The following is a 22,732-nucleotide window of genomic DNA, read 5'->3' as shown; positions in this document are numbered from 1 at the left end:
CGGCTGGTCGGGATGGTTCCGGGCGGCGGGGGCCGGGGGCCGGCTGGTCGGGGCGGTTCCGGGCGGGGCTTACGCTGGAGGTTGCCCCAGCCGAAGGACTCCGCGATGCCCATCGTTCCGCCGACGCACTCCGTCGAGCGCTCGCTGCGCCGGGCCGGCGCCAAGATCGTCGTCGGTCTCGACGAGGTCGGGCGCGGCGCCTGGGCCGGACCGGTCACCGTGGGTGCCGCCGTCACCGGGCTGCGCAAGCCCCCGGAGGGCCTGACCGACTCCAAGCTGCTGACCGAGCTGCGCCGCGAGGCGCTGGCCCCGGTCCTCGCCGACTGGGTCACCGCGTACGCGCTCGGCCACGCCTCCGCGCTGGAGTGCGACGAGCTGGGGATGACCGCGGCGCTGCGGCTGGCCGCCGTGCGCGCCCTGGAGGCGCTGCCGGTCGAACCGGACGCGGTGATACTCGACGGCAAGCACGACTACCTGGGCGGCCCGTGGCGGGTACGCACGGTCATCAAGGGCGATCAGTCCTGCATCTGCGTGTCGGCGGCCTCGGTGCTCGCCAAGGTCCACCGCGACGGACTGATGGCCGAACTCGGCGAGACCTGCCCCGAGTACGGTTTCGCCGACAACGCCGGCTACCCCTCCCCGGTGCACCGCACCGCGCTGGAGGAGTTCGGCCCGACCGAACAGCACCGGCTCTCCTGGGCCTACCTGGACGGGCTGCCCCGATGGCGCCACCTGAAGCGGGCCAGGGCCGTCGTCGGTGTCGGCGGACCGGGCTCGGCGGGTCCCGCGGACGAGCAGTTGACGCTCGGTTTCTGACGTTTCGTCGTCCATTGACCCGGGTGGGGGCGGAGGGCTTCCGTGCCCAATGGGTGGGGCGCCCGTGCGCGCCCGACCGGCATTTGATAGATATCCGGGTATGCCTGTCTTCCCCGAGGAGCCGGAGATTCACGAGAGCCTCCCGGGCCCCGGCGTTCCCTTCCCCCGCGAGTCGGACGCACAAGCCCCCCGTACGCCTGCCTCCGGCAGCGCGACTCCTTCCGCACCGTCGACCGTCACCGCAGCCCCGGCCCCGGTGCCGGGTCAACGACCCGCACCCGCGCGCCCGGCGCCGCCGGGCGCCGGGCGCCCGGGGCCGCAGCCCCGGCCGGGCGGGATCCCCAAGCCCGGCCCGCGCCGTCCGGCGCCCGCGGCACCGCAGGTCGCGGTCCAACTCCTGTCCGCCACCGCCGCGCAAGCGCTGGAGCGCGCCGACGAGGCGGTCGACCGGCTGCTGGACTCCGGCCGCGACCCGGGCGCCGTCCTGGTGCTGACGGTCGGCGAACCGCACCCCTGGCAGCGGCACGAACTCTCCTTCGGCGAGGAGCGCTACTGGGCGCAACTCGCCGAGGGGGGCGACGTGTTCTACGCGGACGCCGCGCTGACCCGGCCGGCCCGCCGTGCCGTGGTCGTGCTGGTGGTCAACGGCGGCAGCGCCGACCGTGCCGCCAGGGCGTTCACCGAGGCGCGCGGCCGGGCGGCCGAGCTCCTGGTGGTCTGCGGTGACGCCGGCCCCGCCGCCGAGGCCGCCGGTGTACCGGCCGGCCGCCCCGTGTCCGCCTGACACCCGTCGACCCTTGGGCCCGGCACCACCAGGTGCCGGGCCCGACCCGTGCCGTTCCGACCCGTGCCGCCACCTGTGGGCGTGCCCGCGGCGCCCGGGCCCCGAAGCACGGGTGGGCGGCGGCCCGTTGCCCGAGGGCGCGGCCTCAGTAGGTGCCGGTGCGCCGGCCGGGCTCGATCGCGGTGACCCGTGCGCCGGTCCACGGGCGCTCGGACTGGCGCAGTGGGCGCTGCCCCCGAGCGCTCTCCGGTGCCGGGCGGGGCGGCAGCTCGGTCACGGTGTGGACCGGCCCGTCCGCCCACGAGCCCGAGTGCGGATTGCGTCCGCTCCGGCCGTCGGCGAGGATCTGCCAGCCCGCCGGGGTCAGCGTGAGGTACGAACCGCAGCGCAGCCCGTGCAGGGCGGCCGCGTCCTGCAGGGCCCACATCCAGGCGCCGTCCTGGGCCGTCCAGCCCGCCGAGCCCTCCCGGCAGCGCAGCAGCACGGCCGTTCTGGCCGGAGTGGTCCGGCGCAGGTCGTGCGGGGTGACCTGCCGCAGGTGCGCCAGGAGGGCGTTGCGGTGCTCCCAGCCGTCGGTGTGGCGCGGCCGGGGCGCGAAGGACGCCGAGGCGGTCAAGCGGTGCGAGGCGTCCAGCACGGTGACCACGACCGTGCCGGGCTGCGGCAGGTGGCGCCGGTGCAGCTCCAGGACGAACTCGCGCGGGTCGCGCAGCGACGGGATCCCCGAGGCGGCCCACGTCTCCAGGTCGCACACCCGTCTGGGCTCCGAGCCCCGGGCGAGGGGATACTGACCTCGGCCGATACCGTTGATCACGATCCTCCTTCCCGACCCACGGATGCGCGGGTACGTGTGTACGCCGAAGCCCTGGTCCAGCGGACCGGGTTCCGGGTACGGTCCAATTCTCAGGGCAGCGTGGGCGTAGCGGCAATGATGAAATGATGAACGCTGCCCGAAAGCCAACGTTCTGCCGGATATATTCCCCTCCGGCGTGACCGTCACCCACGGCTCGCGAGGCGGTGATCCGGAGCACCCGAAGGCCGGCGCGGAGTACTTTTCGCATGGTCGTCCCTCCGTTTGCCCGGTCGGTGCCGCCGGTTCCCGCAGATCGTCCGCACTGCGCCCGCATTACTCCATTCAGGTGTAGGTCAGTGCCGGAACCCCCAGGCTCCGTCACCGTCTTCCCGCCGATCACGAGCGCAGTCCCACCTCGCTCCGCTCGTTCCGGCCCGCTTCGCACCTTCCGGTTGGCCCGGCTCCCCGCTCGCCGGAGCCCCGCGTACCCCCCCGGCTCAGCCCTGCACGGCCAGGACCAGCGGCAGGACGGCGCTCGCCCCGGCCTTGCGCAGCAGCCGGGCGGCGACGGTGACCGTCCACCCGGAGTCGACCAGGTCGTCGACCAGCAGCACCGGCCCGCCCGCCGCGGCCACCGCCGCCTCCACCTCCGGCGGCAGCGCGAGCGCTCCGGCTAGTGCGTGCAGGCGCTGGGCACTGTTGCTGCGCCCGCCCTGCGGCGACCGTCCGGCCGCGTACTCGATGTGCCCGAGCAGGGGCAGCCGGCCGATCTCGGCGATCCGGGCCCCGAGGCTGCCGACCAGCTGCGGTCGGCGGGACGAGGCCATGGTCACCACGCCGACCGGCCGGTCGAGCCGGACTCCCTCGGTCGTCGCGGGCCCGGCCCAGCCGCCGGGGCCGCGTGCCCAGTCGCTCAGCACCGCCACCAGGGCGTCCACCGCCTCCCCGGGCGCCGGAACGTCGGGCGCCTGGTCGGCCAGCAGCGTCCGCAGCCGGTTGCCCCAGCCGATGTCGGAGAGCCGGCCCAGCGCCCGGCCGGTCTCGGCCTGCTCGCCCGCCGGGATGCGGCCCTTGAGCGGCACGCCCAGCGCGTCCATCCCGGTCGGCCAGAGCCGGCGAGGCTCGAAGCTGACGCCGGGCCGGCCGAGCGCGGCCCGCGCCGCGTCCAGCGCCGCGGCGGAGACCTCCGGGGTGTGCAGCGGTCCGGCGCAGTTGTCGCAGCGGCCGCACGGCTCGGCCTGCTCGTCGTCCAGCTGCCGCCGCAGGAACTCCATCCGGCAACCGGTCGACGCCGCGTACTCGCGCATCGCCGCCTGCTCCGCCTCGCGCGAGGCGGCGACCTTGGCGTACCGGGCGGTGTCGTACGCCCAGCTCTGCCCGGTGGCCGTCCAGCCGCCCTTGACCCGGCGCACCGCGCCGTCCACGTCGAGCACCTTGAGCATGGTCTCCAGCCGGGCGCGGCGCAGGTCCACCCGGGGCTCCAGGGCGGCGGTGGAGAGCGGCCGGCCGGCCTCGGCGAGGGCGTCGATGGTGCGGCGGACCTGCTCCTCGGGCGGGAAGGCCAGGGAGGCGAAGTAGCGCCAGATCGCCTCGTCCTCGCGCCCCGGCAGCAGCAGCACCTCGGCCCGGTCGACGCCGCGGCCGGCCCGGCCGACCTGCTGGTAGTAGGCGATCGGCGAGCTGGGCGAGCCCAGGTGCACCACGAATCCGAGGTCGGGCTTGTCGAAGCCCATGCCGAGCGCGGAGGTGGCGACCAGCGCCTTGACCCGGTTGGCCAGCAGGTCCGCCTCGGCGGTGCGGCGCTCGGCGTCCTCGGTGCGGCCGGAGTACGAGGCCACCGGGAAGCCCCGCTCGCGCAGGAAGGCCGTCACCTCGTCGGTGGCGGCGACCGTGAGGGTGTAGATGATGCCGGAGCCGGGCAGCCGGTCGAGGTGGTCGGCCAGCCAGGCCAGCCGGTGCGCCGGGTCGGGCAGGGCGAGCACCCCCAGGGTGAGGCTCTTGCGGTCCAGCGGGCCGCGCAGCACCAGGGCGTGCTCGTCGGTGGTGCCGGTGCCGAGCTGCTCGGCGACGTCGGCCGTGACGCGGGCGTTGGCCGTGGCGGTGGTGGCCAGCACCGGGACGCCCGGCGAGAGGTCGGCGAGCATGGTGCGCAGCCGGCGGTAGTCGGGGCGGAAGTCGTGGCCCCAGTCGGAGATGCAGTGCGCCTCGTCCACCACGAGCAGGCCGGTGGAGGCGGCGAGCTTGGGGAGCACCTGGTCCCGGAAGTCGGGGTTGTTCAGCCGCTCGGGGCTTACCAGCAGGATGTCCACCGCGCCCGCCGCGACCTCGGCCTGGACGGCGTCCCACTCGTCGGTGTTGGCCGAGTTGATGGTGCGGGCGTTGATGCCGGCCCGGGCGGCCGACTCGACCTGGTTGCGCATCAGGGCGAGGAGGGGGGAGACGATCACCGTCGGACCGGCGCCGCGGGCCCGCAGCAGGGCGGTGGCGATGAAGTAGACGGCGGACTTGCCCCAGCCGGTGCGCTGCACCACGAGAGCCCGGCGGTGGTCGACGACCAGGGCCTCGATGGCCGTCCACTGGTCCTCGCGGAGGGTGGCGTTGGGCCCGGCGAGTTCGCGCAGGACGGCCTCGGCCCGCGCCCGGACCTCGGCGCGGTCGGCGGCTGTCGCGCTGCCGGTGCCGGCCGTGGCGGTGGCGTCGGTGGCGGTGGTGTGGTTCTGCGGCTGCTGCATGCCGTCCATGTAACCCCGAGCTGCCGACAATGGGCGAACGGCGCTGCTCACGGGTGGGTGGCCGGCGGGTGCAATTCATCAGCTCTTCCGCTGAACGGGGGTCGAATGTCCCCCGGGAGAGTGGCTCTGAATGCCCCGAACGAAGGACGTTTTATCCACAGGCGGGCTTTATCCACAGGGAAAAGGAAAATCCGGGGGCGGCTCGTGGATTACGGCAGTCTTCCGGTCATGAACAACGAACGCGTCGCACTCCCCTTCCACCCGGCCTCCGGCGGGCGTCCGGTCACCATGCGCGGCCCGGCCGACATGGCCGAGCTGCTGCCCTACCTGCTGGGCTTCTTCCCCGACGACAGCATCGTCGCCGTCGGCCTCCAGGGGCCGGACCTCCACCAGGGCGGGGTGATCCGGCTGGACATCCCCGAGGCGCCGCAGCAGTGGTCGGCGGCCGCCGACGAGACGGCCTCGCTCCTCGTCGGCCTCTCCGAGCGCCGGGACCGCCGACCGGTCCAGGTCCTCCTCTACCTCTGTCAGGACCCCGACCGGGAGCACGGTCCGCCGGTGCTCGACCGGCTCCAACCGCTCGCGGAGGAGCTGCGGGCGGCCTTCCAGGCCAGGGGAGTGCGGGTGAAGGAGTCGCTCTGCGTGTCCGCCGGCCGCTGGTGGTCCTTCCTCTGCCGTCGGGAGGGGTGCTGCGATCCGGCCGGCCACCCGGTCCGGCACAGCCCTGCCCCCGGCCCGGTGGCCGCGGCGGCCACGTTCGCGGGACTCGCGCCGCGGGGCAGCCGCAAGGCGATCGTGGCGGCGGTGGGCCCGATCGGTCCGCCCGAGGCGGACGCCCAGCGCCTGGCACTGGCCCGGGTACTGGACAGCCGGGCGCCGTCGCCCTCCCGGGAGCAGGGCGGCGCGCTGCTCGACCAGGCGGTGGCCGAGTTCATGGCCGGCGCGCGCGTACTCGACGACCACCGGACGGCCCGGCTGCTCGTCGCCCTCCAGGACCGGCGCACCCGGGACCGGGCCGCCGAGTACATCCGGCCCGAGGAGCTCGCGCCCACCCAGCGGCTCTGGCGCTTCCTCGCCAGGCGGTGCGTGCCGCCCTACGCCGGTTACGCCCCGCCGCCGCTCACTCTGCTGGCCTGGGCCTCCTGGGTCGCGGGGGACACCGCGACGGCCCGCGTGGTGCTCGCCCACACGCTCCGGCTCGCCCCCACCTACCTGCTGGCCCAGCTGCTCTACGAGTCGTTGAACGGCGGCCTCTCGCCCGAGGAGCTGTTGGCGAGCGTGGCGGCCGAGCGCGGCCGCCGCTCCGCCGGAGAGCGGGGAGCGCCGGCGGGCGGCCCGGGCCGCCCTGTCCCTGAGCGGGGTCCGGACCCCGAGCGGTCGCCGGAGGAGCCGTCGCCCCCGGTCCCGGCGAAGCCTCGCCGTCGGCGCGCCCGCAAGGGGGAGGCCGAGGCGGAGCCGCCGGGTGAGTCGGGTGCCGCGAGCCCGGGGGCGGTGCCCGGCGAGGCAGGTGCGCCAGGTGTCGCCGGTACGCCGGGGCGACGCCCCGACCGTCCGGCCAGGGGCACGGCGAAGGTCCGCGAGGGCGGTCGGCCCGACGAGGGCCCGAGTGCAGGACCGCCGGTTCGGGCGTCTGACCGTGAGGCGCGACGGCCGTCCTCCCGGGTGCGCTCCGCCCGGAGGGCGGGGCCCGGCCGCGCCTCGCCCTGGGCGTCGGTGGAGGCGGCGGCGGCGACGGCGGGTGGGCGCGGCCGGAGTCGCGGCGCCCGCGGTGCGACGGGCAGGTCCCGGCATGCGCCGTGACACCCCGGCGGTCGGGGGCCCCGGTTCCTCCGCCGGCCGGCTCGGGCCGCCGACCCGAGCCGGCGGCCCGAGGCCGCTACACCTCGCCGCGGGCCATCGCGATCAGACGGTCCAGCACCTTGCCGCCGCTGACCCGGAGCCCGTCGTGCTCCCACTCGTTGGTGACCCACGTCCGCAGGCCGCGTACGGCCCGGGCGGTCTCCAGCGAGTCCGCGGTGTCGACGTACATGTCGTCGTGGTAGACCGCCGCCACGACGGGCACCTCGTTGACGGCCAGTCGGGCCGGGTCGTACAGGTCGGCCCAGTCGGTGCGGGCGGCGAGCAGCTCCGCCGTCTCCTTCAGCGGGCGGAGCGCCGGGTCGGTGTCGAACAGCCAGGGGTAGATCATCTCCCCGGTGAACAGCACCGGGGCCCCCGATTCCAGCGCAGCCCCGGCGTCGAACTCGGGGAACTCCTTGCGGACGCGCTCGGCCGCCCAGCCGGTGCCCGCCCCGTCCACCGACCGCTGACCGTAGATCGATTCGTGCAGCACGGCGTACAGCGGTCCCTCGGCGAAGGAGACCTTCGCCTGAACGCCGGCCAGGAAGGTGTCGGACAGCTCGGGCCCGGCGACGCCTTCCACCCAGGCCTCCTCCAGCAGGTAGTGCAGGCTTCCGGAGCCGCTGCCGCCGCCGAGCATCATGCCGAGGCCCTGGAACGCCTGGACGGTGAGCAGCCCGCCGTCGGGCAGCGTGGCGGGGGAGTCGGCGAGGTGGGCGGCGATCCGCCGGACCGCTTCGACGTCCTGCGGGAAGCGGGCGTAGTGCTCCTCGTTCTTGCGGACCACCCGGGGGTAGGCCGCCCGGTACACGTCGTCGGCCGAGCTGCGCAGGCCCGCGAGGCCGCCCGTGACGAAGGCCTCGTGCAGCCCCTCGGGCGCGATCGACAGGTAGGTGAGGAGGCAGAAGCCGCCGAAGCTCTGGCCGAGCACGCTCCAGCGCCGGTCGTCGCCGAGAAGTCGGCGCCGGATCAGCTCGGCGTCCCGCACGATCGAGTCCGCGCGGAAGCACGCCAGGTAGTCGGCCTGCTCCTGGGCGCCGCCGCGCCGGGCGAGGGTCTGCCGGTTCGCGGGCGTGGACCGCCCGGTGCCGCGCTGGTCGAGCAGGAGCACCCGGTAGTCGTCCAGGGCGCGCTCCAGCCAGCCGTCGCGGCCGAGCGGGCGCCCCGCCTTGCCGCCCGGTCCGCCCTGGAGGAAGAGCAGCCAGGGCAGATCGTCCTTCTCACGGCGCGCGGCCACCACCTCGCGGGCGTACACCTCGATCTGCTCGCCCTGGGGGGCGGAGTGGTCGAGGGGCACGCGGAAGACGTGGTCGGTCGTGACAATCCCGGGCAGCCGGCTGGCGGTGGACATACAACTCCTCGGTATGTGTCTGGTTCACAGCCGTCACGCCGCCGCTCACGGTGTTGCCGGTGCGGGCGCCGCAACCCCCGCACCGTATCCTGACGGCGGTCGGACACGGGTTCGACGGTTGCCGTTCACGACCGTCCGCCCGAGGAGCCGCGCGAGGCTGTACGACAGCCGCGGCACCCGTGGGTGCGGGCCCGTCACGGCACCGGCCCGGAGCGCCGGCGGCCCGGCGGCGGCACGACCGCCCGGTACCCCGGTGCGGCAGGCCGAAGTGGCGGTTCGGGCGTTACCTGCGGCCGGTCCGCGGCGTTCACCCCGGGGGCACTGTGCCCGGACGGACACCGGGCTCCCGCAGCCGGACGACGCCGCGCCGAGTACCGGGGTGCGGCCCGCCGACGGTGCCCGGCGCACCGCCCGGCCGACGGGCGGCCGGCAGAAGGTGGCCGCCCCGCGCCCGTCCACGACGGGACCGGGGCGCCGATCGGGACACGGCGTCACCGGTGCGACCGGGCAAAGGCCGTGACGAAGTGCCGGGCACCAGCGGGTGCCCGGGAGAGGCGAACCCGGTACCCCGGCGGCACCGGGCACCGCATGGCACGGCCCGGCGACGGGTACGGCCAGACACGGCAGACACGCCGGCGGGAACCCCCGCCGGCCAGGCATCATCAGCACGCGATCGAGCATGCTCGCGGCCCACCGGCCCCACCGGCCACCGGACCGCCGAGGGGAGGAGAGTCCGGTGACCGCCATGAGGCCACCACAGGCCATGCCGGCCGAGAGCGTGGTCGGTGCGCCGAGACCGGTCGGGCGCCCCGACCAGGTACCGCCGGGCATGCCCGGCGGCGCACCCGCAGGCCCGGCCCGGTCGGCGGCGCCGCGTCCGCAGCCCGCCGCCGTCCACCACGCGGTGCTCTGCGTCAACGCCCCCTCGATGGCCGCCTCCGGCCCGGACGGACAGCTGCGCGGTCAGGGCCTCCACGGCTTCTACCGCTCCGGAGTCCGGGTCCTGGCCCGGATGGAGCTGCGGATCGGCGGCATGGAGCCGCTGCCGCTCCAGGGCACCCTGACCTCGGCGGCGCAGGCCCGCTTCCTCGGCGCCGTCCGGATCCCCGGCGACCTCGACCCCGATCCGGCGCTCACCGTCGAACGGCTGCGCCATGCCGACGGGATCGAGACCGTCACCGTCCGGAACACCGGCAGCAGGCCGGCCCGGCTGCCGCTGGAGATCGCGCTCGGCACGGACCTCGGCCCGGTCGGCGAGATCGCCGCCGGGCACCGGCCGCCGGACCTGCCCGGACAGGTGCAGTCCGCCGGGCTGCGCTGGGCCGGGCCGACCCACAGCGCCGTCGTCAGCGCCAAGCCCTCGCCGCACGCCGTGCTGGCCGGCGCCGGAGTGCTGCGCTGGGACCTGGAGGTGCAGCCCGGCGCCCGGTGGTCGGTCGAGCTGCGCACCGAGCTGGAGAGCACCACCCCCGGTCCCCGGCCGCCGGGCGGCCGCGGCACCGGCGTCCCGCTGCCGTGGGCGGAGCCGGAGGTCCGCAGTGACGACCCCCGGGTCCAGTCGCTGGTGCCGCGCGCACTGGACGCCCTCGGCGGCCTGCTGTTCGCCGACCCGGACCGCCCGACCGACCTCTACCCGGCCTCCGGCGCGCCCTGGCGCTTCGGACTCGCCCCGGCCGACGCGCTCTGGGCGGCCCGGCTGATGCTCCCGCTGGGCACCCGGCTGGCGGCCGGCACCCTGCGGGCACTCGCCCGCCGTCAGCAGCTCGCGCCCCCGGCCGGCCAGGGCGGTCCCGGCCAACGGCCCGAGGGGTTGCTGCCCGGGGCGCTGCGGCACGGCGGTCCGGAGCTGCCGCCCACCTGCACGGCCACCGAGGCGACCCTGCTGTTCGTCACGGTGCTCGCCGAGGCCTGGCGCTGGGGCCTGCCCCGGCACGAGGTGGCCGAGCTGCTGCCGGCCGCCGAGCGGGCGCTCGGGGCGCTCCGCGACGGCCTGGTCGACGGCTTCGTCACCGACCTGAGCCGTCCGGTGGAGGAGCGCGCCGCCCATCCGGTGGCGGCCCGCGCCGAGGTCCAGGCCCAGGCGCACCGGGCGGCGCTGCACGGGGCCGAGCTGCTGGACGCCTTCGGCCGCCCCGGCGCCGAGGAGTGGCGCTCCTGGGCGGCCGGTCTGCGGGGGCGCTTCCGTGAGCGGTTCTGGATCGACGACCTCTCCGGCGGCCGCCCGGCGGCGGCCCTCGTCCCGGGGGGCCAGCAGCTCCCCGCCGTCGCCTCCTCCTTCGTCCACCTCCTCGACCCGGGGCTCTGCGCCGACGGCGGCCGGCACGAGAGCCTGCTCGACCGCGAGCAGACCAGGGTGCTGGCCCAACGGCTGGCCGCGCCCGAGCTGGACAGCGGCTGGGGCCTGCGCACGCTCAGCGCCAAGTCGCCCCGGTTCAATCCGCTCGGCCACCGCAGCGGGGCGGTGCGGGTCCATGAGACCGCCCTCGCGATCGCCGGGCTGGCCGAGGCCGGCCACGAGAACGAGGCCGGCGCGCTGCTGGAAGGCCTGCTCGGCGCCGCCGCCCACTTCGAGGGCCGGCTGCCCGAGATGTACGCGGGGGAGCAGCGCGTCCCCGGTTGCCCGCCGGTGCCGCACCCGGCCGCGTGCCACCCGGCGGCGGTCTCGGCGGCCGGGGCCGTGCACGCGGTGTTCGCCCTCGCCGGGGTGCGCCCCGACGTACCGGGCGGCCGGGTGCTGGTCCGGCCGGCCAGCACGGCGCCGCTGGGCGAGCTGCAGCTGACCGGGCTGCGGGTGGCGGGCGAGCCGTTCTCGGTGCGGGTGAGCCGGATCGGCGTGGCGATGGTCGAGGAGGCGTCCGCGGAGCTCCAGCTGGTCGCCCGCTGACCTCCGAACCGCGCCCCGGTCGGGTGGGGCCGCCTGCCCCGGCCGACCGGGGCGCCCAGAGCCGGGCACGGGGCAGGGACAGGTCGGGGGCGCGGACGGTCGGGCACGCTTCGTGCGCGGGCCTGTGCTTATCGTCAGAGAGACGACTATGATCGTCGCCATGTCGCGTTATGACCCGTCGGCCTTCCCCCCGTTCGCTGTCACGGTTGACCTGGTGGTCCTGACGGTGCGGGACCACGCGCTGTGCGCCCTGCTGGTCCGACGGGGCGAGCCCCCCTTCCAGGGCTACTGGGCCCTGCCGGGCGGCTTCGTCCGCCTGGACGAGGGCCTGGCCGAGGCGGCGTCCCGGGAGCTGGCCGAAGAGACCGGTCTGCGCGCCTACTCCGCTCCCGGCCACGACGCGGCGGGCCCCGGTGCGGCCGGCGCCCACCTGGAGCAGCTCGCGACCTACGGCCACCCACAGCGCGACCCCCGGATGCGGGTGGTCAGCGTGGCCTACCTCGTCCTGGCGCCCGACCTGCCGACCCCGCGGGCCGGTGGCGACGCCAGCGGCGCCCGCTGGGCCCCGGTCGCCGAACTGCTCGGACCGAGTCCGGTCGACGGCGTCCCGCTCGCCTTCGACCACGGGCTGATCCTGGCCGACGGCGTGGAGCGGGCCCGGTCCAAGATCGAGTACTCCTCCCTGGCGACGGCGTTCTGTCCGCCCGAGTTCACCGTCGGCGAGCTGCGCCGGGTCTACGAGGCAGTCTGGGGCGTGGTGCTCGACCCGCGGAACTTCCACCGCAAGGTCACCGGCACCCCCGGCTTCCTGCTGCCCTCCGGCGGCACGACCACGCGCCAGGGCGGCCGCCCCGCGCAACTGTTCACCCCCGGCGGCGCCACCGTGCTCAACCCGCCCATGCTGCGCCCGGAGCCCTGAGCGGGCATCCCGTCCAGCCCCGCGCCCGCGGCCGCCCTCCCGGCGGCCGGGCTACCGGTGCTCGCGGCGCCCGATATCCGCGGCGCCCGATATCCGCAGCGCCCGGAACATCCGCAACGCCCGGAACCGCTCGCCCGATCGGCGCGACGGTGACTCCGTCGCAGGATCGGATTGTCCCCTGATCGGGTGAGGTGCGTGGGCGGCGGGCCCGTGCCGCTCCCGTAATGCCCGGAATCGCCGCTCCGGCCCCCTAATGTGCTGGCGCGGGGCCGTGCGGGCACGGCCCCGTGTCGCGCAGACCAGGTCGGCCGAGGGCACGGGAGCAGCCAGCGATGATCCAGATCACCGGACTGACCAAGGTCTACCGCAGGGGTGTCCCGCCGGCGGTGCTCGACCTGACCTTCGACGCCCGCGCCGGCTCCGTGACGGCACTGCTGGGCCCCGAGGACGCGGGCAAGTCAACCGCGTTGCGGCTGATGCTCGAACTCGAACGCGGCCAGGGCGTCACGCTCTTCGACGGCCGCACCTACCGTCGGCTCCGCCGCCCGGAGCGCGAGGTCGGCGTACTGCTGCCGGCCCCGGGCGGTGCCGGCGGCGCGGTCGCCGGGCACCCCGGCCGAAAGGCCGTCAGCCACCTCCGGATGCTGGCGGCGGCCGTCGGAGTCCCCGCCCGGCGGGCCGACGAACTGCTGGAGCAGACCCGGCTGGCGGCCGTGGCCGGGCAGCGGCTGCGCAGCTTCTCGCCCGGCATGCACCGGCGGCTCGCCCTCGCCGCGGCGCTGCTCGGCGACCCGGGCACCCTGATCCTCGACGCGCCCACCGAGGGGCTCTCGCCGCGCAATGTGGAGTGGTTCCACTCCTTCCTCCGTTCGTTCGGGGTCGCCGGCGGCACGGTCCTGGTCACCACCCGCACACCGCAGGAGGCCTCCCGGCTCGCGGACCGGGTGGTCACGCTCGACCAGGGCCGCCTGGTGGCCGATCAGCCGGTGGAGGAGTTCTGCCGCACCCGGCTCAGCCCCGAGGTCGCCGTGCGCGGGCCGCAGATGGCCCGGCTCGCCGATCTGCTGGCGGCCCAGGGCGCGGCGGTGCGCCGGGACGGCGGGGCGGGCCTCGCGGTGGCGGGGATCGATCGCACCGAGATCGGTGAACTCGCCTACCGGCACGGCATCCTGCTGCACGAGCTCGCCGACCGGGTGGTCGAGCAGCCCGCTCCCCGCGCCACCCTGCCCACGGCCTCGGGGCGGTCGGGTCGGCTCCGGGTCAGGTCGGCGCAGGCCGAGCACCGCCCGACCGATCCCAGGCCCGGGCGCCTGGCGGAGCCCCGTTCGGCGGAGCCCCGCCCGGCGGAGGCGGCGGTGGAGCCCGAGGCCTCCCCGAGCGAGTCGGCGCAGGTGCCCAGGCCGGCCGCGGGCGCGGCGGGCACCGGCGCGCTGCCGGTCCTCGCGCTGCCTTCGTCGTCCGCCGCGGCCGCCGGTACCGTCGCGGTCGCCGCCGCGACGGCCCTGTCGGCGGTCACCGCGCGGGCCACCCGGCGCACGCCCCAGCAGGGCCAGCAGGGCCAGCAGGGCCAGGAAACCCGGCAGGGTCGGGAAGGCCGGCAGGACGGGAAGTCACGGTCGCCCCGGGACCCCCACCCGCCCCGCCGACCCGAGCCGACAACCGCCGAAGCTCCGAACACCGGCCGCACTCCCGAGGTCGCCGGCACTCCCGCGACCGCCGGTACCCCCAACACCGCCGGCACCCCCGCGACCGCCGATACCCCCGACACCGGTGGGGTCATCGAGAGCGCCGACACCGCGCCGACGGTCGTCGTGGACCGCCTCTTCCGGGACGGCCTCCGCGGACTGGCCCGGTCCGGCAGCGCCCCGGACCCCGGTGCCCGCGCCCGGCGCGAGGACGCCGGCGTCGGCGACCTGATGACCGCCGACACCGTCCGGCTCGGCCGACCGCTCCCGGGCACCGCCCCCGACGCCCCGGACACCCCCGCCACCCCCGACCACCGGAGCGAGTGAACCGTGCGTGTACTGGCCTACGAGCTGCGCCGGCTGCGCGGCCTGCGCTCCACCTGGCTGCTCCTCACCGCCGTGCTGCTCTGCGACGCCGCGGTGGCCGCGGTGCTGGCCGCCCAGACTCCCGCCGGGCCGCTGGCCGGGTCGGCCGGCGTGCGGCTGCTGACGGCGACCGTGCCGCTGGTCCCGCTGCCGTTCGCGGCGCTCGGCGCCGGGTTGCTGGGCGCGCTCTCCTACGGCCACGAGGTGCGCCACCCGGGGTTGGCGGCCTCGCAGGTGTCGTATCCGCGCCGGGTGCGGCTGCTGCTGGCCAAGCTGGTGGTGATCGCCCCGGTGGCCGGGCTGCTGGCGCTGGTCACCCTGCTGATCGACACCGTGGTCGTGCACTTCGCGCTCCCGGACGGGGTGGCGGTGGCCGCCTGGTCGGAGCCGGCCGCCCTGTCGGGCCGGGTGTCCGAGGCGCTCGCCTCGGCCGGCTTCAGCGGGCTCGCGGACCTGCCCGGGGCTTTCGCCCCCGCCGCGCTCGCGGCCGGCCAGGGGGTGCCCGCCGCTCTGCTGGCCTTCGTCCTGCTGGTGGTCGTGGCGGGCTGGACGGGGGTGCTGACGGCCTCGCTGACCCGCAGTGCCGCCGCGGGGGTGCTGCTGCTCTGCGCGCTGCCGCCGCTGCTGGAGTCCGGGGTGGCCCTGGTGCTCCGGCAGACCGGCACCGCCTGGCCGGCCCGCGCGACCGAACTGCTGCCATTCCAGTCCGGCGTCGAGTGGGCGTACGGATGGGTGTACGGCGGGGACGACCGGGTTGCGGAGGGCGGTTCGGTGCTGACCGACCCGGCGCTGCTGGCAGCGGTCGCGGCGCCGGCGCTGGTGCTGCTGCTCGTCTCGCTCCTGGTCCAGGCCCGGCGGCGCGCGCTCTGAGGCGACGGGCGGGCGTGCGGACCGGTCGGGCGCCCGCCCGCACGGCTCCCGGCGGAGGCCGGTCGAAAGCCTCGCCGAGGGCCGGGAAGCCACCGGGAAGCCCCTCGCAGAGCCCGGACCGTCGCTGACGGTCTGCCAAGATCGACCAGCAGTGGCCGTAATGTGCGGTTCTTCCTGATAAGAAGTCAATTATCCAGTCACGGTCGATCACCCTTTCGTGTGCTTTTCACGAGAATTCTCAAGCTGCGCCCGCCGATCGCCGACAAAGGACTTGTGAGTACCCTTGCGCACCCCACCATGACCCCCGCCCGTTCCGCCGAAGGTGCCATCCCCGGCGCCGGCGACCTGGACCGCTTCTCGTACGCCGACCGGCCGACCCCGCCGGCGCCCCGCTGGGAGGGCGCCGAGTCGGATCTGGGCCGGGTCGGCCGCAAGACCACCAGCAGTCGTGGCCGAGGCCTGCACGGCCAGCTCGTGCAGCAGCTCGGCCAGATGATCGTCTCGGGCGACCTCGGTGCCGACCGCCCGCTCGTCCCCGAGGAGATCGGCCAGCGCTTCGAGGTCTCCCGCACCGTCGTCCGCGAGTCGCTGCGTGTGCTGGAGGCGAAGGGCCTGGTCAGTGCCCGGCCGAACGTCGGCACCCGGGTCCGGCCGGTCGGCGACTGGAACCTGCTCGACCCGGACATCATCGAGTGGCGCGCCTTCGGCCCGCAGCGCGACGAGCAGCGCCGGGAGCTGTTCGAGCTCCGCTGGGCGATCGAGCCGCTGGCCGCCAGGCTCGCCGCGGGGCACGGCCGGGAGGACGTCCAGCAGCGCCTGGTCGAACTGATCGAGATCATGGGCCACGCCGCCGCCCAGGCCGACCTCTCCACGTTCTCGCGGGCCGACGCCGAGCTGCACGCCCTGGTCCTGCAGATGGCGGGGAACCGGATGCTGGAGCACCTCTCCGGGATCGTCTCCTGCGCCCTCCAGGTGTCGGGCGGCCCGCCCACCTCCTGCGAGCGCCCCTCGGAGGCCTCGGTCAGCCTGCACGCCCGGCTGGTGGACGCCCTCGGCACCGGCGACGGCACGGCGGGCGAGGCCGCGGTGCGGGCGCTGCTCACCGTCCACCCGGAGATCGAGCCGTCCGTCCCCGCTCCCCGGGAGCACTGAGTCGCCCACCCGGCGATCGAGCGGCCCCGCGAACTCCCGGCCCTCCGGCTGCACCGCACGGCGCAGCCGGAGGGCTTCTTCACGCCCGGGCTCGGCCGTCGGACGCCCGCTCCGCCGTGAACCGCCGTGATCCGCCGTGATCCGCGGAATTCGCACGCCCCGCGGCAGCCGCCCCGGCCGCAGTGGTCTGCCCATGCCAAGAGCTTGGTCGCGAGTGAGGGATGATGGAAGTCGGCCCCGGGCCGCGGGCGCCGAGTGGTGTGACCCGCGACACGAAGGCCATGCGTAACACTTGACGAGTAGCAGCGATGTGTCCTGAGCGGAAGCAGCTCCGGAATACCCCAACATGTCAGAATGCTGTGTTGGTCTGCGGCGCTGCTGCCGTCCTGCAAACCCAGTCCTCAAGCCCGAGTCGGTCGGAATCGACACCGCGCGTCCGACGCGCGATCTCCTTCCCCGCCCGCTCGGGCGGCCGGTACGGGTTCGAGTCCACTCATCGTCCGAGAGGTTGTTCGTGTCGGCCAGCACATCCCGTTCGCTTCCCCCCGAGATCGCCGAGTCCGCGGCTCTGCTGGCGCTCATCGAGCGGGGCAAGGCCCAGGGGCAGATCGCCGGTGACGACGTGCGCCAGGCGTTCGAGGCGGACCAGATCCCGGTCACCAAGTGGAAGAACGTCATGCGCAGCCTCAACCAGGTTCTGATTGAGGAGGGGGTGGACCTTATGGTCAGCGCGGCCGAGCCGGCCGGTGCCAAACGCAAGAGCGTCGCTGCCAAGAGCCCCACCAAGCGCACTGCCACCAAGGCGGTCACCACCCGGAACCCGGCCGCTCCGGCGGCCCCGACCAAGCCCCCCGTGCGCATCGCGCCCGGCGCGACCATCTCCGTTCCGGCGGTCGCGGCCGCCGCGGCGTCGGTCGGCACGGTGTCCGCCGAGATCACCGAGGCGGGAGCCACGCTCTCCGCCGAGGCGAAGGCGCCTGCGGCGAAGAAGGCCGCCCCGGCGAAGAAGGCGGCCGCCAAGAAGACCGCCGCGCCGGCCAAGAAGACCGCCGCCAAGAAGACCGCCGCCGGTAAGGCGGGCAAGGGCGACGAGGAGATCGGCGGCGAGGAAGAGCTGATCGAGGACGTCGCGCTGCCCGGCGACAAGGCGGGCGAAGAGGCGGAGCCCGAGGAGGAGTCGCAGGGGTTCGTCCTCTCCGACGACGACGAGGACGACGCGCCTGCCCAGCAGGTCGCCGTCGCCGGTGCCACCGCCGACCCGGTCAAGGACTACCTGAAGCAGATTGGCAAGGTCCCGCTGCTCAACGCCGAGCAGGAGGTCGAGCTCGCCAAGCGCATCGAGGCCGGCCTGTTCGCCGAGGACAAGCTCTCGGCCGCCGACAAGCTGGCGCCGAAGCTCAAGCGCGAGCTGGAGATCATCGCCGAGGACGGCCGCCGCGCCAAGAACCACCTGCTGGAGGCCAACCTCCGCCTGGTGGTCTCGCTGGCCAAGCGCTACACCGGTCGCGGCATGCTCTTCCTGGACCTCATCCAGGAGGGCAACCTGGGCCTGATCCGTGCGGTCGAGAAGTTCGACTACACCAAGGGCTACAAGTTCTCCACCTACGCCACGTGGTGGATCCGCCAGGCGATCACCCGCGCGATGGCCGACCAGGCGCGCACCATCCGTATCCCGGTGCACATGGTCGAGGTCATCAACAAGCTGGCCCGCGTCCAGCGCCAGATGCTCCAGGACCTGGGCCGCGAGCCCACCCCGGAGGAGCTGGCCAAGGAACTCGACATGACCCCCGAGAAGGTCATCGAGGTCCAGAAGTACGGTCGCGAGCCCATTTCGCTGCACACCCCGCTGGGTGAGGACGGCGACAGCGAGTTCGGTGACCTGATCGAGGACTCCGAGGCGGTCGTGCCGGCCGACGCGGTCTCCTTCACCCTGCTCCAGGAGCAGCTGCACTCGGTGCTGGACACCCTGTCCGAGCGCGAGGCGGGCGTCGTCTCGATGCGTTTCGGCCTGACGGACGGTCAGCCGAAGACGCTGGACGAGATCGGCAAGGTGTACGGGGTCACCCGTGAGCGCATCCGCCAGATCGAGTCCAAGACCATGTCGAAGCTGCGCCACCCGTCGCGCTCCCAGGTGCTGCGCGACTACCTGGACTGATCCGCGACCGGCGGGACCGCCGCCGGACCATCCGGTCCGGCCCGGTCCGGCGATCCGCACCGTGAGTAGGCCCGGAGCACTGCGCTCCGGGCCTTCTCCGTGTCCGGCGTGACTCCGGCGTGGCTCCCGGGGGCGGCCGGGCGATAGAGCGACCGGGCGATAGGGCGATAGGGCGATAGGACGCGTCAGCGTCCGGGTGGCTGTTGTCGCTCGTCCGGGTGGCGGTGCGGCGGTAATCGGTCGCGGAACGTAGCCGATCACCTACGCTGTGCCGGTTGCCCGCTACCGAGCCAACTGGAGACACGGTGCTGCCCAACCCGGATCGCGCGGACCTGCCGACCGTCGCCTCGCCCTCGGCGTGCCCGGCCGGCCGGCCGGTGCGTCGCCGCTACCGGGCGGCCGTCCTGGGCCTGCTCGCCGCGCTGCCCGCGACGCTGGTCGCGTTCGGCCCGGCCGCACCGGCCGAGGCCCAGCGGCGGGTGATCGGCGGCGCCGTCGTGAGCACCGCCGACCATCCGTGGATGGTGGCGGTCGCCAGCCGCCAGCAGTTCGGCAACGGTCGCTCGGGGCAGTTCTGCGGCGGTGCGCTCGTCACTCCGACCAAGGTCGTGACGGCGGCGCACTGCTTCTACGACGAGGCCAAGGGCCGGCGGGTGGAGCGGCCGGGGCTGAAGGTCGTGGTGGGCCGGGACGACCTGCGCGGCTCGGTCGGCCGTGAGGTGCCCGTCGAGGCGGTCTGGATCCACCCCGACTACGCCTTCGCGGCCAACATGAACGATGTGGCGGTCCTCACGCTCACCGAGTCGCAGGGTGCCCGCCCGGTGATCGACCTGGTCGGCCAGGGGGACACGGAGCCGTACCGGGAGGGGAACCGGGCGCAGGTCTACGGCTGGGGGGACACCTCGGGCAAGGGCGACTACTCGCCCACGCTCCGTGGTGTCGACGTGTCGGTCATCCCCGACCGGACCTGCGCCCAGGCCTACCCGGGTGGGCAGGACGGGCACTTCGACGCCCGCGGCATGGTCTGCGCCGGTGCGGAGAAGGGCGGCAAGGACGCCTGCCAGGGGGACAGCGGTGGCCCGCTGGTCGTCGCCGGACGCCTCGCCGGGCTGGTCTCCTGGGGGACGGGCTGCGCGGAGGCGGCCCACCCGGGTGTCTACACCCGCGTCGCCGCGGTCGCCGACGCGGTACGCTCCGTCCTGTAGTCGCACGGTCACGTTCTGACGTCGCGTCGCCCGTACCGTCGGGCGGCGCGACGGCCCGTACCGAAACCGCGACGGGCCCGGATCACAGCTGGTCCGATCGCGGCCGGAAACAGCAGAGCCGGGCGACCGGCCCCCGTCAGGGGACCCGCCGCCCGGCTCGCCGGTCGCGCGCAGTGCGCGGCCGGACACAGCTCGTTGGCCTGCTGCTGCTGTGGCGCCCGGTATCAGCGCTCTTCGTCGGCGGCCGCGGCGTTGGTGGTGCTGCTGAGCCGGCCGCTCTCGTCCTGTATCTCCACGGCGATCTTCTTGAGCTCGGGCTCGAACTTCCGGCCGTGGTGGGCACAGAAGAGCAGCTCTCCGCCGCTGGCGAGTACGACGCGCAGGTAAGCCTGGGCGCCGCAGCGGTCGCAGCGGTCAGCCGCGGTGAGCGGGCTCGCAGGGGTCAGAACAGTAGTCACGTCGCCTCTTCTCTAGCTCGACGAGCTGTCGTACCAGGGTCAACATCCAACCAGGCCGAAAACGTTCCCGCTCGTGGCTTTTCTTCTTTGAGGATTCTGCTGTGTTGATGAGGACGTGCCCCGGGGGCCGGTGGTTCATGCGTACCGAAGCCCAGGATCCGCCTGTCCCTCGAACGCCCGATCGGGACGGGGTGCGAGGTCCGCGTAGCATAATCCTCTGCTGGGTTGGAGCATAAGCCCCGTCCTGGGCCCCGGTAGCCTGCATAACGGCAGTTCCGGAGCCTGCGCCCGGTCCCACGATCCGCCAGGACCGGTGGTACCGGGAGGAGATGGCGCTCCGGTGCGCGGAATCCGGCGCGGTGCGTGTTCGCGCAGCGCGTACAAGCTGCGCGGGACCGGCTCGTCGTGCTGTGACCCAGCGCAGGGGCGTGCACACGTGGCGGAGCTGTTGTCGGTGCGGTGTGCTGCACTGGCGGACGTTCCGGCTGTGCCCGGATGTGACCGATGAGACAGAACTTCACCGAGGAGAGTGCCGCGTGAGTGCCGAATCGACCGTGCCGTCCGCACTGCTGGCCGGGGACGACGGCTCCAACTACACCGCTCGGCACCTGCTCGTCCTGGAGGGCCTGGAGGCGGTTCGCAAGCGCCCCGGCATGTACATCGGCTCCACCGACAGCCGGGGCCTGATGCACTGCCTCTGGGAGATCATCGACAACTCGGTCGACGAGGCCCTCGGCGGCCACTGCGACCGCATCGACGTCGTCCTGCACGACGACTCCTCGGTGGAGGTGCGCGACAACGGCCGCGGCATCCCGGTGGACGTCGAGCCCAAGACCGGGCTCTCCGGTGTCGAGGTCGTGATGACCAAGCTGCACGCCGGCGGCAAGTTCGGCGGCGGCTCCTACGCGGCCTCGGGCGGCCTGCACGGCGTGGGCGCGTCCGTCGTCAACGCCCTCTCGGCCCGGCTGGACGTCGAGGTGGACCGCGGCGGCCACACCCACGCGGTCAGCTTCCGCCGGGGCACCCCGGGCATCTTCACCGAGGGCGGCCCGGACGCCCCCTTCGAGCCCGCCAACGGCCTCAGCAAGGCCCGCAAGGTGCCGAAGGCCCGCACCGGCACCCGGATCCGCTACTGGGCCGACCGGCAGATCTTCCTCAAGGACGCCCGGCTCTCCCTGGAGCACCTGCACAACCGGGCCCGGCAGACCGCCTTCCTCGTCCCCGGCCTCACCATCGTCGTCCGTGACGAGCGGTTGACCGAGAGCGACGTGGTCGAGGAGTCGACCTTCCACTACGACGGCGGCATCGCCGAGTTCTGTGAGTTCCTCGCGCCGGACAAGCCGGTCTGCGACGTGCTGCGGCTGCACGGCGAGGGCACCTTCAAGGAGACCGTCCCCGTCCTGGACGAGGTCGGCCACATGACGCCCACCGAGGTCACCCGCCACCTCGGCGTGGACATCGCGCTGCGCTGGGGCGCCGGCTACGACACCACCCTGCGCTCCTTCGTCAACATCATCGCCACCCCCAAGGGCGGCACCCACGTCACCGGCTTCGAGCGCTCGCTCGCCAAGACCGTCAACGAGGCACTGCGCGCCGCCAAGCTGCTGCGCGTCGCCGAGGACGACATCACCAAGGACGACGCCACCGAGGGCCTCACCGCCGTGGTCACCGTCCGGCTCGCGGAGCCGCAGTTCGAGGGCCAGACCAAGGAGGTGCTGGGCACCTCGGCGGCCAACCGGATCGTCGCCGCGGTGGTCGCCAAGGAGCTCAAGGCCTTCCTGACCTCCGCCAAGAAGGACGAGAAGCTCCAGGCCAGGGCCGTCCTGGACAAGGTCGTCGCGGCCGCCCGCACCCGGGTCGCCGCCCGCCAGCACAAGGAGGCCCAGCGCCGGAAGACCGCGCTGGAGACCAGCTCGCTGCCGGCCAAGCTGGCCGACTGCCGCAGTGACGACGTCGAGCGCAGCGAACTCTTCATCGTCGAGGGGGACTCCGCGCTCGGGACCGCCAAGCTGGCCCGCAACTCGGAGTTCCAGGCGCTGCTGCCGATCCGCGGCAAGATCCTCAACGTGCAGAAGGCGTCCGTGAGCGACATGCTCAAGAACACCGAGTGCGCCGCGATCATCCAGGTGATAGGGGCCGGTTCGGGCCGCACCTTCGACATCGACCAGGCCCGTTACGGCCGGGTCATCTTCATGGCCGACGCCGATGTCGACGGCTCGCACATCCGCTGCCTGCTGCTGACGCTCTTTCAGCGCTACATGCGGCCCATGGTCGAGCAGGGCCGGGTCTTCGCCGCCGTCCCGCCGCTGCACCGGATCGAGCTCACCAACCCCAAGCGGGGCCAGGACAAGTACCACTACACCTACTCCGACGCCGAGCTGCGCTCCACCCTGCTGGAGTTCCAGCGCAAGAACATGCGCTGGAAGGACCCGGTCCAGCGGTACAAGGGCCTCGGTGAGATGGACGCCGACCAGCTGGCCGAGACCACCATGGACCCGCGCCACCGCACCCTGCGCCGGATCAACCTGGGCGACCTGGAGCAGGCCGAGAAGATCTTCGACCTGCTGATGGGCAACGACGTCGCCCCCCGCAAGGAGTTCATCGTCGACTCGGCGGCCACCCTGGACCGCTCGCGCATCGACGCCTGAGCACACCGCCGCACGGCAGGGGCCCTCCACCCTCGGGTGGAGGGCCCCTGCCGTGCCGGCTCCACCCCCGGTCCA

General features: G+C 74.6%; 15 protein-coding genes. 11 read left to right on the top strand and 4 right to left on the bottom strand.

Annotation, left to right across the window (positions count from 1 at the left end):
- Positions 1-105: 105 nt before the first annotated feature.
- On the top strand, positions 106-816 hold the full coding sequence (locus tag ABZ495_RS27080) for a ribonuclease HII (protein ID WP_359806452.1): 711 nt from the start codon (positions 106-108) through the stop codon (positions 814-816).
- Positions 817-1,072: 256 nt separating this feature from the next.
- Positions 1,073-1,600, top strand: coding sequence for a hypothetical protein (locus ABZ495_RS27075; protein ID WP_359838512.1), 528 nt, complete (start codon positions 1,073-1,075; stop codon positions 1,598-1,600).
- Positions 1,601-1,745: 145 nt separating this feature from the next.
- Here ABZ495_RS27075 and ABZ495_RS27070 read toward each other — a convergent pair whose 3' ends face one another.
- On the bottom strand, positions 1,746-2,354 hold the full coding sequence (locus ABZ495_RS27070) for a hypothetical protein (protein WP_359806447.1): 609 nt from the start codon (positions 2,352-2,354) through the stop codon (positions 1,746-1,748).
- A 536-nt stretch (positions 2,355-2,890) separates the two neighbouring features.
- A complete protein-coding gene (locus tag ABZ495_RS27065; RefSeq protein ID WP_359838510.1) occupies positions 2,891-5,125 on the bottom strand; it encodes a RecQ family ATP-dependent DNA helicase in 2,235 nt (744 codons plus the stop codon).
- A 228-nt stretch (positions 5,126-5,353) separates the two neighbouring features.
- Here ABZ495_RS27065 and ABZ495_RS27060 point away from each other — a divergent pair, with 228 nt between their 5' ends.
- Positions 5,354-6,925, top strand: coding sequence for a DUF4192 family protein (locus ABZ495_RS27060; protein WP_359838508.1), 1,572 nt, complete (start codon positions 5,354-5,356; stop codon positions 6,923-6,925).
- Between the two features lie 76 nt (positions 6,926-7,001).
- Here ABZ495_RS27060 and ABZ495_RS27055 read toward each other — a convergent pair whose 3' ends face one another.
- Positions 7,002-8,315 (bottom strand): alpha/beta fold hydrolase, encoded by a 1,314-nt coding sequence (locus tag ABZ495_RS27055; protein ID WP_329489859.1) that lies wholly within the window; start codon positions 8,313-8,315, stop codon positions 7,002-7,004.
- A 745-nt stretch (positions 8,316-9,060) separates the two neighbouring features.
- On the opposite strand from ABZ495_RS27055, the gene ABZ495_RS27050 reads away from it, so the two are divergent.
- From ABZ495_RS27050 to ABZ495_RS27020, 7 genes are all read left to right on the top strand, one after another.
- Positions 9,061-11,199 carry a glycogen debranching N-terminal domain-containing protein gene (locus tag ABZ495_RS27050; protein ID WP_359838526.1) on the top strand — a complete coding sequence of 713 codons (2,139 nt, stop codon included), beginning with the start codon at positions 9,061-9,063 and terminating at the stop codon, positions 11,197-11,199.
- 160 nt (positions 11,200-11,359) lie between these two features.
- On the top strand, positions 11,360-12,118 hold the full coding sequence (locus ABZ495_RS27045; protein WP_359838506.1) for an NUDIX domain-containing protein: 759 nt from the start codon (positions 11,360-11,362) through the stop codon (positions 12,116-12,118).
- Positions 12,119-12,450: 332 nt separating this feature from the next.
- Entirely contained in the window at positions 12,451-14,130 is a 1,680-nt protein-coding gene (locus ABZ495_RS27040) for an ATP-binding cassette domain-containing protein (RefSeq protein ID WP_359838504.1), read from the top strand.
- A 3-nt stretch (positions 14,131-14,133) separates the two neighbouring features.
- Positions 14,134-15,039 (top strand): hypothetical protein, encoded by a 906-nt coding sequence (locus tag ABZ495_RS27035; protein ID WP_359806436.1) that lies wholly within the window; start codon positions 14,134-14,136, stop codon positions 15,037-15,039.
- A gap of 219 nt (positions 15,040-15,258) precedes the next feature.
- Complete coding sequence (locus tag ABZ495_RS27030) at positions 15,259-16,191, top strand: FadR/GntR family transcriptional regulator (protein WP_329489863.1); 933 nt, start codon at positions 15,259-15,261, stop codon at positions 16,189-16,191.
- 514 nt (positions 16,192-16,705) lie between these two features.
- The gene (locus ABZ495_RS27025; protein WP_329489864.1) at positions 16,706-18,346 is read left to right on the top strand and encodes an RNA polymerase sigma factor; all 1,641 of its coding nucleotides are present in this window, start codon (positions 16,706-16,708) and stop codon (positions 18,344-18,346) included.
- Between the two features lie 275 nt (positions 18,347-18,621).
- Positions 18,622-19,551 (top strand): serine protease, encoded by a 930-nt coding sequence (locus ABZ495_RS27020; RefSeq protein ID WP_359806431.1) that lies wholly within the window; start codon positions 18,622-18,624, stop codon positions 19,549-19,551.
- Between the two features lie 224 nt (positions 19,552-19,775).
- Here the strand turns inward: ABZ495_RS27020 and ABZ495_RS27015 are convergent, their stop codons facing one another.
- Positions 19,776-20,009 carry a hypothetical protein gene (locus ABZ495_RS27015; protein ID WP_329489866.1) on the bottom strand — a complete coding sequence of 78 codons (234 nt, stop codon included), beginning with the start codon at positions 20,007-20,009 and terminating at the stop codon, positions 19,776-19,778.
- A 536-nt stretch (positions 20,010-20,545) separates the two neighbouring features.
- Between ABZ495_RS27015 and ABZ495_RS27010 the strand changes: the two genes are divergently transcribed.
- Positions 20,546-22,657, top strand: a complete 2,112-nt coding sequence (locus tag ABZ495_RS27010) for a DNA topoisomerase IV subunit B (protein ID WP_329489867.1) — start codon at positions 20,546-20,548, stop codon at positions 22,655-22,657.
- The last annotated feature ends 75 nt before the right edge of the window (positions 22,658-22,732 follow it).

The sequence above is a fragment of the Kitasatospora sp. NPDC005748 genome (assembly GCF_040630735.1).
GTDB lineage: Bacteria > Actinomycetota > Actinomycetes > Streptomycetales > Streptomycetaceae > Kitasatospora.
This window is presented reverse-complemented; position numbering and strand designations above follow the sequence as displayed.

What these genes read in the sequence shown, in the direction of transcription:
- ABZ495_RS27080 (WP_359806452.1), top strand. Translation starts at nt 106, where the DNA reads ATGCCCATCGTTCCGCCGACGCACTCCGTCGAGCGCTCGCTGCGCCGG.
- ABZ495_RS27065 (WP_359838510.1), bottom strand. Translation starts at nt 5,125, where the DNA reads ATGCAGCAGCCGCAGAACCACACCACCGCCACCGACGCCACCGCCACG.
- ABZ495_RS27060 (WP_359838508.1), top strand. Translation starts at nt 5,354, where the DNA reads ATGAACAACGAACGCGTCGCACTCCCCTTCCACCCGGCCTCCGGCGGG.
- ABZ495_RS27055 (WP_329489859.1), bottom strand. Translation starts at nt 8,315, where the DNA reads ATGTCCACCGCCAGCCGGCTGCCCGGGATTGTCACGACCGACCACGTC.
- ABZ495_RS27050 (WP_359838526.1), top strand. Translation starts at nt 9,061, where the DNA reads ATGAGGCCACCACAGGCCATGCCGGCCGAGAGCGTGGTCGGTGCGCCG.
- ABZ495_RS27045 (WP_359838506.1), top strand. Translation starts at nt 11,360, where the DNA reads ATGTCGCGTTATGACCCGTCGGCCTTCCCCCCGTTCGCTGTCACGGTT.
- ABZ495_RS27040 (WP_359838504.1), top strand. Translation starts at nt 12,451, where the DNA reads ATGATCCAGATCACCGGACTGACCAAGGTCTACCGCAGGGGTGTCCCG.